14 protein-coding genes and 1 pseudogene are annotated in these 14,433 nt (G+C 71.4%); 8 read left to right on the top strand and 7 right to left on the bottom strand.

From position 1 onward, the window contains the following. The first annotated feature begins 36 nt into the window (after positions 1 to 36). The 5 genes from O1Q96_RS35855 to O1Q96_RS44700 all read left to right on the top strand — a co-directional run bounded on the left by O1Q96_RS35855 (position 37) and on the right by O1Q96_RS44700 (position 4,504). Complete coding sequence (locus O1Q96_RS35855) at positions 37 to 1,152, top strand: thiamine ABC transporter substrate-binding protein (RefSeq protein ID WP_269252108.1); 1,116 nt, start codon at positions 37 to 39, stop codon at positions 1,150 to 1,152. 107 nt (positions 1,153 to 1,259) lie between these two features. Next, positions 1,260 to 2,873, top strand: coding sequence for an ABC transporter permease (locus O1Q96_RS35850; RefSeq protein ID WP_269252107.1), 1,614 nt, complete (start codon positions 1,260 to 1,262; stop codon positions 2,871 to 2,873). Positions 2,874 to 2,875: 2 nt separating this feature from the next. After that, a complete protein-coding gene (locus O1Q96_RS35845; protein ID WP_269252106.1) occupies positions 2,876 to 3,907 on the top strand; it encodes an ABC transporter ATP-binding protein in 1,032 nt (343 codons plus the stop codon). Positions 3,908 to 3,917: 10 nt separating this feature from the next. Next, on the top strand, positions 3,918 to 4,313 hold the full coding sequence (locus O1Q96_RS35840) for a maleylpyruvate isomerase N-terminal domain-containing protein (protein ID WP_419587005.1): 396 nt from the start codon (positions 3,918 to 3,920) through the stop codon (positions 4,311 to 4,313). Continuing rightward, on the top strand, positions 4,295 to 4,504 hold the full coding sequence (locus O1Q96_RS44700) for a hypothetical protein (protein WP_419587004.1): 210 nt from the start codon (positions 4,295 to 4,297) through the stop codon (positions 4,502 to 4,504). Before O1Q96_RS35840 ends, O1Q96_RS44700 begins: the two co-directional genes overlap by 19 nt. A gap of 136 nt (positions 4,505 to 4,640) precedes the next feature. On the opposite strand, the gene O1Q96_RS35835 is transcribed toward O1Q96_RS44700, so the two are convergent. From O1Q96_RS35835 to O1Q96_RS35805, 7 genes are all read right to left on the bottom strand, one after another. Beyond that, complete coding sequence (locus O1Q96_RS35835; protein ID WP_269252105.1) at positions 4,641 to 5,294, bottom strand: LAETG motif-containing sortase-dependent surface protein; 654 nt, start codon at positions 5,292 to 5,294, stop codon at positions 4,641 to 4,643. A gap of 166 nt (positions 5,295 to 5,460) precedes the next feature. Beyond that, entirely contained in the window at positions 5,461 to 6,594 is a 1,134-nt protein-coding gene (locus O1Q96_RS35830) for an LOG family protein (protein WP_269252104.1), read from the bottom strand. Positions 6,595 to 6,618: 24 nt separating this feature from the next. Beyond that, positions 6,619 to 7,026 (bottom strand): VOC family protein, encoded by a 408-nt coding sequence (locus O1Q96_RS35825; RefSeq protein ID WP_269252103.1) that lies wholly within the window; start codon positions 7,024 to 7,026, stop codon positions 6,619 to 6,621. A 121-nt stretch (positions 7,027 to 7,147) separates the two neighbouring features. Then, entirely contained in the window at positions 7,148 to 8,830 is a 1,683-nt protein-coding gene (locus O1Q96_RS35820) for a hypothetical protein (protein ID WP_269252102.1), read from the bottom strand. Further along, complete coding sequence (locus O1Q96_RS35815) at positions 8,812 to 9,549, bottom strand: ABC transporter ATP-binding protein (RefSeq protein WP_269252101.1); 738 nt, start codon at positions 9,547 to 9,549, stop codon at positions 8,812 to 8,814. Before O1Q96_RS35815 ends, O1Q96_RS35820 begins: the two co-directional genes overlap by 19 nt. Positions 9,550 to 9,790: 241 nt before the next feature. Continuing rightward, positions 9,791 to 11,188 (bottom strand): aspartate aminotransferase family protein, encoded by a 1,398-nt coding sequence (locus O1Q96_RS35810; RefSeq protein ID WP_269252100.1) that lies wholly within the window; start codon positions 11,186 to 11,188, stop codon positions 9,791 to 9,793. Continuing rightward, positions 11,173 to 11,688 (bottom strand): Lrp/AsnC family transcriptional regulator, encoded by a 516-nt coding sequence (locus tag O1Q96_RS35805; RefSeq protein WP_217457981.1) that lies wholly within the window; start codon positions 11,686 to 11,688, stop codon positions 11,173 to 11,175. Before O1Q96_RS35805 ends, O1Q96_RS35810 begins: the two co-directional genes overlap by 16 nt. Before the next feature lie 188 nt (positions 11,689 to 11,876). Between O1Q96_RS35805 and O1Q96_RS35800 the strand changes: the two genes are divergently transcribed. The 3 genes and pseudogenes from O1Q96_RS35800 to O1Q96_RS35790 all read left to right on the top strand — a co-directional run bounded on the left by O1Q96_RS35800 (position 11,877) and on the right by O1Q96_RS35790 (position 14,388). Beyond that, positions 11,877 to 13,316 carry a gamma-aminobutyraldehyde dehydrogenase gene (locus O1Q96_RS35800; RefSeq protein WP_269252099.1) on the top strand — a complete coding sequence of 480 codons (1,440 nt, stop codon included), beginning with the start codon at positions 11,877 to 11,879 and terminating at the stop codon, positions 13,314 to 13,316. A gap of 89 nt (positions 13,317 to 13,405) precedes the next feature. Continuing rightward, a pseudogene (locus O1Q96_RS35795) lies at positions 13,406 to 13,576 on the top strand (spermidine/putrescine ABC transporter substrate-binding protein); the annotation flags it as partial. Between the two features lie 131 nt (positions 13,577 to 13,707). Continuing rightward, complete coding sequence (locus O1Q96_RS35790; protein ID WP_269252098.1) at positions 13,708 to 14,388, top strand: DUF6308 family protein; 681 nt, start codon at positions 13,708 to 13,710, stop codon at positions 14,386 to 14,388. Positions 14,389 to 14,433 lie beyond the last annotated feature (45 nt).

Below are 14,433 nucleotides of genomic sequence, written 5' to 3'. Positions count from 1 at the left end.
GGCCGCGTCTCTTCCTGGTCACCCAGGAGGAATCCAGTGAGCACCACGAGCACCATCCGCACCACGAGCACCACCCGCAGAATCACGGCCGTGGTCGCGGCCACCGGTCTCGGCCTTGTCGTCGCCGCGTGCGGCTCGTCCGGCTCGGGCTCCGGCGACGAGGGCTCCGGCTCCAGGACCGTGACCCTCGTCAGCCACGACTCCTTCGCCTACACCAAGGACGTGCTGAAGGAGTTCGAGAAGAAGTCCGGTTACAAGGTCAGGGTCCTCAAGGACGGCGACGCCGGGCAGGCCGTCAACAAGGCGATCCTCACCAAGGACAACCCGCAGGGCGACGTCTTCTTCGGCGTCGACAACACCCTCCTGTCGCGGGCACTCGACAACGGGCTGTTCCAGTCGTACGAGGCCAAGGGCTCGGACCTGATCAAGCCCGAGTACCGGGCCGACCAGGACAAGCACCGGGTCACGCCCATCGACTCCGGCGACATCTGCGTCAACTACGACAAGGTGTACTTCAGCGAGCACGACCTGGCCCCGCCGACGTCCTTCGACGACCTGATCAAGCCCGCGTACAAGGACCTCCTCGTCACCGAGAACGCGTCCACGTCCTCGCCCGGCCTCGGCTTCCTGCTCGGGACCGCCGCCAAGTACGGCGACGGGGGCTGGCAGGACTACTGGAAGAAGCTCAAGGCCAACGGCGTGAAGGTCGTCGACGGCTGGGAGCAGGCCTACAACGAGGAGTTCTCCGGGTCCGCCGGCGGCAAGAAGGCCAAGGCCGACCGGCCGCTCGTCGTCTCGTACGCGTCCTCGCCGCCCGCCGAGGTCATCTACGCCGACCCGAAGCCGAAGACCGCGCCCACCGGCGTCGCGACCGGCACCTGCTTCCGTCAGGTCGAGTACGCGGGCCTGCTGAGCAACGCGAAGAACACCGAGGGCGGCAAGGCGCTCATCGACTTCCTGGTCGGCGAGCCGTTCCAGGAGGACATGCCGCTGAACATGTTCGTGTACCCGGTGGTCGAGGGCGCCGCGGTGCCCGAGTCGTTCACCAAGTACGGTCCGGCGGCCGAGAACCCCGAGACCCTGGACCCCGCCAAGATCGCCGACAACCGTGACGAGTGGGTCAAGTCATGGACCTCGCTCGTACTGAAGTAGAGCCGCGGGCCGAGGCCGAGGCCGAGGCTGCGGTTGAGGCCGAGCGGCGCAAGCGCCCGCGTGCGCGACAGCGCTCGCGCCGGGGGAGCGCGGCTCGGCTCGGCCTCATGGCCCTACCCGTCGCGTTCTTCGGGGTCTTCTTCGCGTACCCGGTCGCCGCGATCACCGCCCGAGGGCTGAAGACCGACGGGGTCTGGCGGTTCGGGCGGATCTGGGACGTGCTCGCGCAGCCGGACATCCGGCACGTCCTGTGGTTCACGACCTGGCAGGCGCTCGCCTCGACCGCGCTCACCCTGCTGATCGCGCTCCCCGGCGCGTATGTCTTCGCGCGCTTCGATTTCAGGGGCAAGCAGATCCTCCGGGCCGTCGTCACCGTGCCGTTCGTGCTGCCGACGGTCGTCGTGGGCACGGCCTTCCTGGCGCTGCTCGGGCGGGGCGGGCTGCTGGACGAGCTGTGGGGCGTACGGCTCGACACGACCGTGTGGGCGATCCTGCTCGCGCACGTCTTCTTCAACTACGCGGTCGTCGTCCGCACGGTCGGCGGGCTGTGGTCGCAGCTCGACCCGCGTCAGGAGGAGGCCGCGCGGATGCTCGGCGCCTCCCGGTTCGCGGCCTGGCGCACGGTGACCCTTCCGGCGCTCGGCCCGGCCGTGGCCGCCGCCGCGCTCATGGTCTTCCTCTTCACCTTCACCTCCTTCGGTGTGGTGCAGATCCTCGGCGGACCCACCTTCTCGACGCTTGAGGTGGAGATCTACCGGCAGACCTCGGAGATCTTCGACCTCTCGACGGCCGCCGTGCTGACGCTCGTCCAGTTCGTGGCGGTGGGCGCGATCCTCGCCGTCCACGCCTGGACCGTACGGCGACGGGAGACGGCCCTGCGCCTGGTAGACGCCGCCACGACCGCGCGACGACCGCACGGGGCGGGGCAGTGGGCGCTGCTCGCCGGCGTCCTCGCCGTCATCACCGTCCTGCTGGTGCTGCCACTGGCCGTCCTCGTCGAGCGGTCCCTCGACGCCCCGGGGTTCGGCTACTACAAAGCGCTGACCAGCGACGAAGGCGGCCTTTTCCTGGTACCGCCGATCGACGCCGTCGGCAACTCGCTGCGGTACGCCCTCGCCGCCACCGCCATCGCGCTGCTGATCGGCGGACTCGCCGCGGCCGCCCTCACCCGCCGGGACGCCGGACGTCTCGTACGGGGCTTCGACGCGCTGCTCATGCTGCCGCTCGGCGTCTCCGCGGTGACCGTCGGCTTCGGATTCCTCATCGCACTCGACGAACCGCCGCTGGACCTGCGGAGCACGTGGATCCTCGTACCGCTCGCGCAGGCGCTGGTGGGCGTCCCCTTCGTCGTACGGACCATGCTGCCGGTACTGCGAGCGGTGGACGGGCGACTGCGCGAGGCGGCATCGGTGCTCGGTGCCTCGCCCTGGCGGGTGTGGCGCGAGGTCGATCTGCCGATGGTGCGGCGGGCGCTGCTGATCGCGGCCGGGTTCGCCTTCGCCGTGTCCCTGGGCGAGTTCGGCGCGACCGTCTTCATCGCACGGCCCGACAACCCGACGCTGCCGGTCGCCGTGGCACGGCTGCTCGGGCGGGCCGGCGAGCTCAACTACGGGCAGGCCATGGCCCTTTCGACGATCTTGATGCTGGTGTGCGCGGTGGCCCTGCTGCTCCTCGAACGCCTTCGCACCGACCCTCGCTCCGACCGGACGGGAGAGTTCTGACCATGCTCAAGCTCGATGGGGCGACCGTGCGGTTCGACGGGCGGGCGGTGCTCGACGACGTCGGCCTCGAGGTCACCGAGCACGAGATCGTGTGCGTTCTCGGACCCAGCGGCAGTGGCAAGTCGACGCTGCTGAGGGCCGTCGCCGGGCTCCAGCAGCTGGACGGCGGGCGGGTGTTCCTGGACGGCCGGGACCTCGACGGGGTGCCCGCGCACAAGCGGGGCGTCGGCCTGATGTTCCAGGACCACCAGCTGTTCCCGCAGCGCGACGTGGCCGGCAACGTGGCCTTCGGGCTGCGGATGCACGGCGAGTCCAAACACCAACAGGCTTCGAGAGTGAGGGAGTTGCTGGAGCTCGTGGGCCTGCCGGGCTCCCACCGGCGGGCCGTCGCCTCCCTCTCCGGCGGTGAACAGCAGCGCGTCGCGCTCGCCCGTGCCCTCGCGCCACGGCCCCGGCTGCTCATGCTCGACGAACCGCTCGGCCAGCTGGACCGCTCGCTGCGCGAACGCCTCGTGGTGGAACTGCGGGAACTGTTCGGCGAGTTGGGCACCACCGTGCTCGCGGTCACCCACGACCAGGGGGAGGCCTTCGCGCTCGCCGACCGGGTCGTGGTGATGCGGGACGGGCGGATCGCCCAGTCGGGTACGCCACTCGAGGTCTGGCAGCGCCCTGCCGACGAGTTCGTGGCGCGTTTCCTCGGCTTCCAGAACGTGGCCGGGGCGACTGTCGTAGGGGAGGCGGCGGACACCCCTTGGGGCAAGGTGCCGGTACCCTCCGACGCGCCGCAGGGCGAGGTCAGCCTGCTGGTCAGGCCGGCCGGAGTACGGCTCGTACCGGCCTCGGAAGGGCTGCGCTGCACGGTGGCCGCGCGGACCTTCCGGGGCACCCATGTCGCCGTACACCTGCAGCCGCGCAACGCGCCGCGCCTGGAGGCGGCGTGCGCGCTGCGGGACGCTCCGGAGACCGGGGACGAGGTCGGGGTGGCCTTCGACGCAGCCGAAATCGTCGTACTCGAAGGGGCCCGGGCCGCCTAGGGCGCGGCTCATGACGCCACTGGGGCACGACCGCCACTGCGACGAAGTCGTCGGCCAGACCGCGCTGCTCAGGTCCCACCTCGCCGGAGCCGATCTCACCGCGACCGTGCCGACCTGCCCGGACTGGACGCTGTGGGAGCTCGCCGTGCACGTGGGCGAGGCGCACCGCTGGGCCGAGCACATCGTACGGACGGTAGCGGCGAAGAACGTGCCGGTCGAGAACGTGACCGGCGTCGGAGGGCCGCAGGACAGCGACCCGGCCGCGCTCGACGCGTGGCTCGCGGAGGGCGCCGCCCCGGCCGCCGGGACCTTCCGCACCGCCGGGGCCGACGCCGCGGCCTGGGGTCATGGGCCTGGGAGCACACGGCAGGCTTCTGGGCGCGGCGCATGGCGCACGAGACGCTGATCCACCGGGCCGACGCGGCCGTCACGGCCGGGGCGGCGTACGAGGCAGCGCCGGATCTCGCCGCCGACGCGATCGACGAGTGGCTGCAGATCGTCCGGTTCGCGCAGGAGACGTATCCCGGCGACGCCGCCAACGAACTGCGCGGGGCGGGCCGCAGCATCTTCTGGCTGGAGCGGGCCACGTTCGGCTAGGCCGCACAGGCAGGCAGGCAGGCAGGCAGGCAGGGCGAGGCAGGCAGGGCGAGGCAGGCTCGCCCGGGGCCGGAACGGCGGAGGGCCCGCCCCCTCGGTGAGGGGACGGGCCACAACGGGTACGAACAGGCTGGTCTCAGCGGCCGTTCGACGCGCCACGACGGCGCAGCGCGAACATCACACCGGCACCGGCCGCCACGAGCGCGGCCGCTATCCCTGCGATGGCCCCGGTGTTGGAGCTCGAACCGGTCTCGGCGAGGTTCGACTCGCCCGCGGGCGACGGGGTGTTGTCCCCGGTCGACGCGGCCGGAGTGCTCTGCGCCTCCGACGGCTCCGGGGACTCCGGAGTCGCCGAGGGGGTCGCGGGCGAGGAGGGCTTCTCCGAGGGCGACGGGGTCGCCGGAGGCGTCGACGTGTCCGAGGACTTGCACGCCTCGGACGGGGTGACCAGGTTCGGCTTGATGTCCTCGTCGACCTGCTTGCCGGCCTTGACGTGGATCCGGTACGTCGCGTTCGGCTTCCAGTCCTCCGAGAAGTCGATGGTCACGCCCTCGCGGGAACCCTTGACCTCCTGGCTGCCGACGAGCCTCTCGTCCGCGCCGTTCGACTCGAGGTAGACGGTGACCGTGGCCGGGACGCCGGTGGGGTCCTTGTCGGTGACGCTGATGACGCCCTTGGCGCCGTCGCACTTGGCGACGGCGGAGAACTCACTGATGTTGCAGGCGAGCGCGTTGCCGGCGAGACCCAGCGTGAGCGCGGCCGAGGCGGAGGCAACTCCGAGAATGCGCACGGAACGTGCGGTACGGCGAGATGTGGACACGATTGCCCTTCACGGGATGCACAAGAACGAGGGGGGTGGTGGGAGCGGCTGCGAAACAGCGATCCCAGACGCCTCACAGGTTTATTGGGCTCCGTCTCCGGTTGTCAATCCGTGTGTCCGTCTTGACCCCTTGGCTTTAGCTTTCGTTTACATGGGCCAGCCGGACCAGCGCCTCCGGTGCCTCCTCGATCCGGTCGACCAGCGCGATCCGGGACTCCATGGACCGCTCGCGGGCGAGAGCCTGGAGAAGAGGCCAGGTGGGGAGGCGCTCCGTCCAGTGGGTGCGGTTGACCAGGACCATCGGGGTGGGTTCGCCGCGGGACTCGTAGTAGTTGGGAGTCGCGTTGTCGAAGATCTCCTGGACCGTTCCGGCGGCGCCGGGCAGGAAGACCACACCCGCGTTCGAGCGGGCCAGCAGGCCGTCCTCGCGGGTGGCGTTGGCGAAGTACTTGGCGATGTGCGAGGCGAACGCGTTCGGCGGTTCGTGCCCGTAGAACCAGGTCGGGATGCCCACCGAGGTGTTGCCCTCGGGCCAGCGGGCGCGCACCTCGAAGGCGGCCCGCGCCCAGTCCGTCACCGACGGGACGAACGAGGGGGCCTTCGCGAGGAGTTCGCACGCCTCGTCCAGCATGGTGTCGTCGTACGGGGCCGCGTACGCGCCGAGGTTCGCCGCCTCCATCGCGCCGGGGCCGCCGCCCGTGGCCACCGTGAACCCGGCGCGCGCGAGCGCGCGTCCGAGCCGGGCCGCGCCACCGTACGCGTCCGTGCCGCGCGCGATCGCGTGGCCGCCCATCACGCCCACCACCCGTGACCCGCGCAGGAGTTCGTCGAGGGCGTCGGAGACGGCGTCGTCGTGGACGGAGCGCAGCATCGACGCGTATATGTCGCCGTCGGCCCTGGTCCGCTGGAACCAGGTGTAGGCGAGGGCGTCCGGCGTCTGTTCGTACCCCTTGTCGAGCGAGCCGAACAGCTCGTCGGGCGTGTAGAGGAGCCCGCGGTACGGGTCGAACGGCAGGCCGGGAACAGGAGGGAAGAGCAGGGCGCCGTCGGCGCGGACCTTCGCCGCCGCGTTCTCCCGCATCAGGCAGCCGAGGAAGACGGCGCCCGCGGTGTCACTGGCCAGCAGCTCTCTCGTACGGTCCGTCAGATCGACGGCCTGGACGCGGAATCCGGCGAGGGTGCCGCGTGCCGAGACGGTCGCGTCGAACTCCTCGAGCGATTCGATCTCGCGGTCACCGTGGTGGGCCACATGGGCGGGGCTCGTCTGCACCCGCCCATGTAAGCACGGGCCGGTTCAGCCCTGGACGGCCGCCGGGTCCATCCACATGACCTCCCAGGAGTGGCCGTCCGGGTCGTCGAAGCCGCGCCCGTACATGAAGCCGTGGTCCTGGGGCTCGCCGCTCGCCGAACCGCCCGCCGCGATCGCCCTGTCGACCAGCTCGTCCACCTTCTCGCGGCTCTCGGCGCTGAGACACAGGAGCACCTCGCTCGTCCTCGTCGAGTCCGCGATCTCCTTCTTCGTGAAGTCCGCGTAGCGCTGCTTGCTCAGCAGCATCGCCACGATCGTGTCGCTGATCACGACGGAAGCGCAGTGCTCGTCCGAGAACTGCGCGTTGAGCGTGTAGCCCAGCTCCGTGAAGAACTTCTTCGAGGCGTCGAGGTCGTTCACGGCCAGGTTCACGAAGATCATCTGCTGGTACATGCCTGGTCTCTCCCGTCGTGGTGATGTGCTGTTCGAAGGGGTAGACCGGAGGGCCGCCGGAAAGTCATCGGCCCGTGCGAACTCTTTCCGTACGCGCGGTCGATCTCTTCGTGTACGGGGGTCAGTGGGCCAGCGGCAGTGCCGCGAGCTCCGCGATCACCCAGGTCAGGGGGCCGAGGACGGCCAGCAGGATGCCCGCGCGAAGGGCGGCCGCGGCGCGCAGCGTCGTGGCGGGCGCGCCGATCCGCAGCAGGGCGGCCGTGGTGTCGGCGCGCGCGTTCCTCGCCTCGACCGCGGCGGTCAGGAGCGTCGCCACGGCGCACCCCGCGACGAGGAGCGCGCCGAGCGTGGTGAGGGGCCCGACGTCGGGACGCGTACCGGTGTGGAGCACGGCCATGGCGTACGCGCCCGACGCCACCGCGCACACCACGCCGAGGGGGCGTCCGACGCGGGTCGCCTCCTCCATGAGCACGCGCCCGGCCAGCAGCCGCAGGGCGCCGGGCCGTACCGCCTGGAGCAGCCTGCCGCAGAGGTGGGTGATCGCGGGGCCGGCCAGCGCCAGCCCGATCGCGGTGAGCGCCCAGCCGACGAGCACCCCCAGGGGCCCGCCGGTGAGTCCGCCGGGCAGCGCGGTCCCGTCGGCAGCGGGAGCGGTGCGGCCGGCGTACGTCTCCACCGCGAGACCGGCGGCGAGCACGGCGGCGCCCCAGGGGAGACCGGTGGGGGCGGGGAGCGGGGCCAGTGGGTGGTGGGGGTCCAGCGGGTGGCCGGGGCGACCGGGGTGGTGCGGGAGCCCGGTGCGGTCCGTGTGGCCCGTGAGGTCGGTCCGGTCCGCTCTGTCCTGGCCGCCGGGGCCGCGGGGGTGCTGCGGGGCGCCGCGGTGGCCGGGCGCGGCGAGCCCGTCGTGCGGGGGCGAACCAGCGGCGACGGGCTCGCCCGAAGAGGTGTGCGTATCGGCGAGAGCCCGGCTGTCGGTGCGGGCAGCGGAGCGGCGGGGCACGTCGAGTCCGGCGGTGGTGGCGGCCGCTCCGGGGCTGTTGTGCCCGGCGCGCGCGGCGTGTTCGTCGAGGTCTCCGTGTGCGCTCCGGGCGTGGGCGGCACCGGCCTGCGCGAGGGCGCCGGGGGCGTCCTGCCCGGGACCGTCCACGCCATCGGCGTGGCCGCCTGTCCGCGCGCCCCCTCGTGCACCGAAGCGTCCGTAGGCGCCGAACCCGACGCGCTCGGTGGAGCGTCCGTAGCCGCCGAAACCGCCCAGCCGTCCCGGGCGTCCGCCCGGCCTGCCGGCCGGCCGGTGGTCCCGCGGGCGCAGCACCACCGCGCCGGCCACCGACGCGATGACCGGGACGAGCGCCAGGAGCGTGAGGGCGGCGGGCAGGGGCAGCGACTCGTCCGCGGCGAGGAGGCCGGCCGCGTCGCCGTCGAAGGGGAGTCCGGTCAGATCGCCGCGCAGGTGCAGGAAGAACAGCAGGGCGACCATCGAACCGAGCGTGCAGGACACGGCGGTGGAGACGGCAGCGAGGACCATCAGCCGGCCGGGGCCCAGTCCGATCGCCGAGAGGCCGGGCCGGGGCCGGGTGGCCGGGTCGGTCCGGGCCACGGCGACCGCGAACTGCACGGTGGCGGCGAGCGGCGCGAGGCACCAGGCGAGCCTGAGCACGGCCGCCGCCGACGCGTCCGGGTGCCCCATCGCGTATCCGAGGGTGCACAGCAGCAGGAAGCCCGTGCCCGCCGACGCCGCGGCGACGAGGAGCCTGCGGAACTGGACGGCGGGGTGGGCACTGCGGGCTAGGCGGAGAGCGAGCACGCCGCCCGGCCTTCCGACTCGGTGACCGGCGGCAGGTGGACGGTGTTCACGCGCCGCCCGTCGAGCAGCGACACCGTGCGGTCGGCGAGCGCCGCGGTGTCCGCGTCGTGCGTGGCCAGGACGACGGTGATCCCGTGCGAGCGGGCCGCCGTGGTGAGCGTGCGCAGCACCTGGGCGCGGTCCGCGCGGTGCAGCGGAGCGGTGGGCTCGTCGGCGAAGAGCACGGTCGGCGCGGGGGCCAGCGCGCGGGCGATGACCACGCGCTGACGTTCCGCCTGCAGCAGGGCGTACGGGCGCTTGCGGGCGCAGCCGCCGACGTCGAGGCGGTCCAGCCACTCCAGGGCGGTGGTCTTGGCCCGGCGGCGGCCCACGCCCCGCAGCATCAGGGGCAGGGCCGCGTTCTCCCAGGCGTTCAACTCGGGGACCAGGACCGGAGCCGGGTCGATCCAGCCGAAGCGGTCGCGGCGCAGCCGCTCGCGGGTCAGCGGACCCATGGTGTGGACGGGCGTGCTGTTGAACCAGACCTCGCCCTGCTGGGCCAGCAGCTGCCCCGACAGGCACTGGAGCAGGGTCGTCTTGCCGCTGCCGCGTGGGCCGCCGACGGCGAGGATCTCGCCCTCGCGAACTCCGAGTGACACGCCGGTGAGTGCGGGTGAGCCGTTGTGCTTGACGTGCAGGGCGCGTGCCCAGAGCACGTCGTTGTCCGGCGGAGCCACCATCGCGTACACCTCGGTTCAGATCTGACGTGCGCTGCCCGCGCGCCTCCGGGAAGGTCGCTCGGTCCCCCGGTCGGGGGAACGAAGGCAGGGCCGATCGGTCACTGGGCACGCTAGGGAGTCGGGGCCCGGAGGCCGGACAGCACGCGGCCCCGGGGCCCCCATTCTCACTCGAACGGGCGGCACCGGGGCCGGTGTTGATCACAGGTTCAGCTCATCGGAGCCGAGCCGGGCCGAACGGGGATCAGAGCTTCGCCCAGGCCTCCGTCAGCACCTGGCGGACGATCCCCTCGATCTCGTCGAACGTCGACTGGTCGGAGATCAGCGGCGGCGACAGCTGGATGACCGGGTCACCGCGGTCGTCGGCGCGGCAGTACAGGCCGTACTCGAAGAGCTTCTTGGAGACGAAGCCGTAGAGCACGCGCTCCGACTCCTCGTCCGTGAAGGTCTCCTTGGTGGCCTTGTCCTTCACCAGTTCGATGCCGTAGAAGAAGCCGTTGCCGCGGACGTCGCCGACGATCGGCAGGTCGTGCAGCTTCTGGAGGGTGGAGAGGAACGCGCCCTCGTTGTCCAGCACGTGCTGGTTGAGGTTCTCGCGCTCGAAGATGTCGAGGTTCGCGAGGCCCACGGCCGCCGACACCGGATGGCCGCCGAAGGTGTAGCCGTGCAGGAAGGTGTTGTCGCCCTGGTAGAACGGCTCGGCGAGCCTGTCCGAGATGATGCAGGCGCCGATCGGGGAGTAGCCCGAGGTCATGCCCTTGGCGCAGGTGATCATGTCCGGTACGTAATCGAACTTGTCGCAGGCGAACATCGTGCCGAGCCGGCCGAAGGCACAGATGACCTCGTCCGAGACCAGCAGTACGTCGTACTGGTCGCAGATCTCGCGCACCCGCTGGAAGTACCCGGGCGGCGGCGGGAAGCAGCCGCCGGCGTTCTGCACGGGCTCCAGGAAGACCGCGGCGACCGTCTCCGGGCCCTCGAAGAGGATCTGCTCCTCGATCTGGTCGGCGGCCCAGCGGCCGAAGGCCTCGGGGGAGACGCCGGACCCGTGGTCGAGGAAGGCGGGCGCGCGGTAGATGTTGGTGTTCGGGACCTTGTGGGCGCCCGGGACCAGCGGCTCGAAGGGGGCCTTCAGAGCCGGCAGCCCGGTGATGGACAGGGCGCCCTGGGGGGTGCCGTGGTAGGCGACCGCGCGCGAGATGACCTTGTACTTGGTCGGCTTGCCCTGGAGCTTGAAGTACTGCTTGGCGAGCTTCCACGCGGTCTCGACGGCCTCACCGCCGCCCGTCGTGAAGAAGACCTTGTTCAGGTCGCCCGGGGCGTGGTGCGCGAGCCGCTCGGCCAGCTCGACGGCCTTCGGGTGGGCGTAGGACCAGATGGGGAAGAAGGCCAGCTCCTGCGCCTGCCGGGCGGCGGTCTCGGCCAGCTCTGCACGCCCGTGGCCCGCCTGGACCACGAACAGGCCCGCGAGGCCGTCGAGGTAGCGCTTGCCCTTGTCGTCGTAGATGTAGGTGCCCTCGCCACGGACGATCGTGGGGACGGGCGCGTTCTCGTACGAGGACATGCGGGTGAAGTGCATCCACAGGTGGTCGTACGCGGTTCGGCTGAGGTCCTTGGCAGTCACGGCTATCGGGTTCCCCACATGTAGGTCTGCTTCTTGAGCTTGAGGTAGACGAAGCTTTCGGTGGAGCGCACGCCGGGCAGGGCCCGTATGCGTTTGTTGATGACCTCCAGCAGGTGGTCGTCGTCCTCGCAGACGATCTCGGCGAGGATGTCGAACGAGCCCGCGGTCATCACCACGTACTCGACCTCCGACATCGCGCTCAGCGCGTCCGCCACCGGTTCGAGGTCGCCGTCGACGTTCACACCCACCATCGCCTGCCTGCGGAAGCCCACGGTGAGCGGGTCCGTGACGGCGACGATCTGCATCACGCCCTGGTCGAGCAGCTTCTGGACGCGCTGGCGCACGGCTGCCTCGGAGAGGCCCACGGCCTTGCCGATCGCGGCGTACGGACGGCGGCCGTCCTCCTGCAGCTGCTCGATGATGGCGAGGGACACGGCATCCAGCTGAGGAGTGCCGCTCCTGGACTCGCGGGAGTCCCTGGGGTCTGCGCTTCGACTGGCCACCAGCTCACTGTGCACGAGGGCTCGACAGTTCCGCAAGGTCTGATCGATGAAATTCGTTGTCTGGGTGCGTGCAGTCTGCGGATTTCGCAGTTCTGGGGCGATCGGGGGTGTTGAAAACGTCGGGGTGAGGATTAGGGTGGGAGCCCAGGCGTCTCAGGTAGTGGACACCTGAGCCGTAGGACATCCGACAGGAGGGCCGGGCAGTGAGCACCGAGCTGCGTCGTCTGCGCAATTACATCGCCGGAGAGTTCCGCGATGCCGCCGATGGACGGACCACCGACGTGGTCAACCCCGCGACGGGCGAGGCGTACGCCACCGCGCCGCTGTCCGGTCAGGCCGACGTCGACGCGGCGATGGAGGCCGCCGCCGCGGCCTTCCCCGCCTGGCGCGACCAGACCCCCGCCGAGCGCCAGAAGGCCCTCCTCAAGATCGCGGACGCTTTCGAGGAGCGGGCCGAGGAGCTCATCGCGGCCGAGGTCGAGAACACGGGCAAGCCCATCGGACTGACCCGGTCCGAGGAGATCCCGCCCATGGTCGACCAGATCCGGTTCTTCGCCGGCGCGGCGCGCATGCTGGAAGGCCGGTCGGCCGGCGAGTACATGGAGGGCCTGACCTCGATCGTCCGCCGCGAGCCGGTCGGCGTCTGTGCGCAGGTCGCGCCGTGGAACTACCCGATGATGATGGCCGTGTGGAAGTTCGCCCCGGCCCTCGCCGCGGGCAACACGGTCGTGCTCAAGCCGTCCGACACCACCCCGGCCTCCACGGTCCTGATCGCCGAGATCATCGGCTCGATCGTCCCCGAGGGCGTCTTCAACGTCATCTGCGGCGACCGTGACACCGGCCGCCTGATGGTCGAGCACAGGACCCCGGCCATGGCGTCCATCACCGGATCCGTACGGGCGGGCATCTCCGTCGCCGAGTCCGCCGCCAAGGACGTCAAGCGGGTGCACCTGGAGCTCGGTGGCAAGGCGCCCGTCGTCGTCTTCGAGGACACCGACATCGCCAAGGCCGTCGAGGACATCTCGGTGGCCGGATTCTTCAACGCCGGCCAGGACTGTACGGCCGCCACCCGCGTCCTCGTCCAGGAGTCCATCCACGACGAGTTCGTGACCGCGCTCGCCAAGGCCGCCGCCGACACGAAGACCGGTCAGCCGGACGACGAGGACGTGCTGTACGGGCCGCTCAACAACCCGAACCAGCTCAAGCAGGTCACCGGCTTCATCGAGCGCCTCCCCGCCCACGCCAAGGTCGAGGCGGGCGGCCACCGGGTCGGCGAGAAGGGCTTCTTCTACGCTCCGACCGTCGTGTCGGGCCTGAAGCAGGACGACGAGATCATCCAGAACGAGGTCTTCGGACCGGTCATCACCGTCCAGTCCTTCTCGGACGAGGCGCAGGCCGTCGAGTGGGCGAACGGCGTCGAGTACGCCCTCGCCTCCTCCGTCTGGACGAAGGACCACGCGCGCGCGATGCGCATGTCGAAGGTCCTCGACTTCGGCTGTGTGTGGATCAACACGCACATCCCGCTGGTCGCGGAGATGCCGCACGGCGGCTTCAAGAGGTCGGGCTACGGCAAGGACCTGTCGGGCTACGGGTTCGACGACTACACGCGCATCAAGCACGTGATGACGTCCATCGAGGGCTGAGTCCCTCGGTCCGTCCCTCTTCGGGGACGGAGAGGGGGCCGGGGCCGTCCGGGGCGCAGCGGGCCCGGGGCGGCTGTCCCCTACGTCTTCCCGTCCCGGCCGCCCGGGACGTCGTGGCCTCCGCCAACAACGAGGAGGGCACCGCCCTGGCCGAGGATCCGCTCATCTTCCCCGAGGGCGCCATGCGCGGGCGGCTCGCCGTGGCCCGCGACATCACGGCGAAGGAGCGCACGGAGTACGCGAAGCGGTGGAACGCGATCGCGCGGGGCAGTAGGAGCAGCGCCGTTCGTGTGACGCGGAGTTCCCGTGGGCGCGAGGATGGGCCGGGCACGGCCGCCGGGTCGGCGCGTCGTGCCGCGGAGCATTCACCCACCACGTCGCGGAGTGGCCCATGACCGCTGTCGCCCCACCGCCGCTGGATCACCGGCTGCGCGCTCTCGTCACCTCGGACCGGGCCGTGTCCGACCTCCGGCAGTACTTCGGCACCGGCGGGCAGCCCGGAGCGGTGCCGTTCACGGGCAGTCGATTCGAGTACCTGGCCGGCGGGGGCGACCGCCCGGCGGTCGCGAACGCGGTGACCGCCGACGACCTGATCGCGGTGCAGACCCTGTCGGTCAGGATTCCCGTGCGGGCCGCACTCGACCTCCTGGAGGGCGACCTCGGTGCCGAGGTGGGCAGGCTGCTGAGCCGAGTCCCCCTCGGCCTCGACATGGCCGAGGCCGGGGCCGCCGACCTGGCCGACGGGTCACCGGCGCACACGGCCTGGCAGCTGCTGTGCGACCAGCCCGGAATCGGGTGGGTCACGGCAGGCAAACTCCTCGCCCGGAAGCGTCCACGGCTGCTGCCCGTCTACGACCAGGTCGTCCGCTGTGTCCTCGGCCGGCCCGCGTCCTTCTGGCTGGACCTGCACACCGCGCTGCGTCTCGACGACCGGGCGCTGCACCACGAGCTGACCGCTCTGCGGCGGTCCGCCGGCCTCCCCGGGACCGTCGGAGCGCTGCGGGTCTGTGACGTGGTGCTCTGGATGCGTCACCGTGCGGACCATCAGCGGAGGAACTGCGCAGGGACCTGAGCCCGGGCCGGGCCGGGTGAGCCTGCCGGGGGCGTCCGGGCGGCA

Origin of the sequence: Streptomyces aurantiacus, from assembly GCF_027107535.1 — a bacterium.
Classification (GTDB): domain Bacteria; phylum Actinomycetota; class Actinomycetes; order Streptomycetales; family Streptomycetaceae; genus Streptomyces.
Note: the sequence above shows the minus strand (reverse complement) of the source record. Positions and strands in the feature narration are given on the sequence as shown.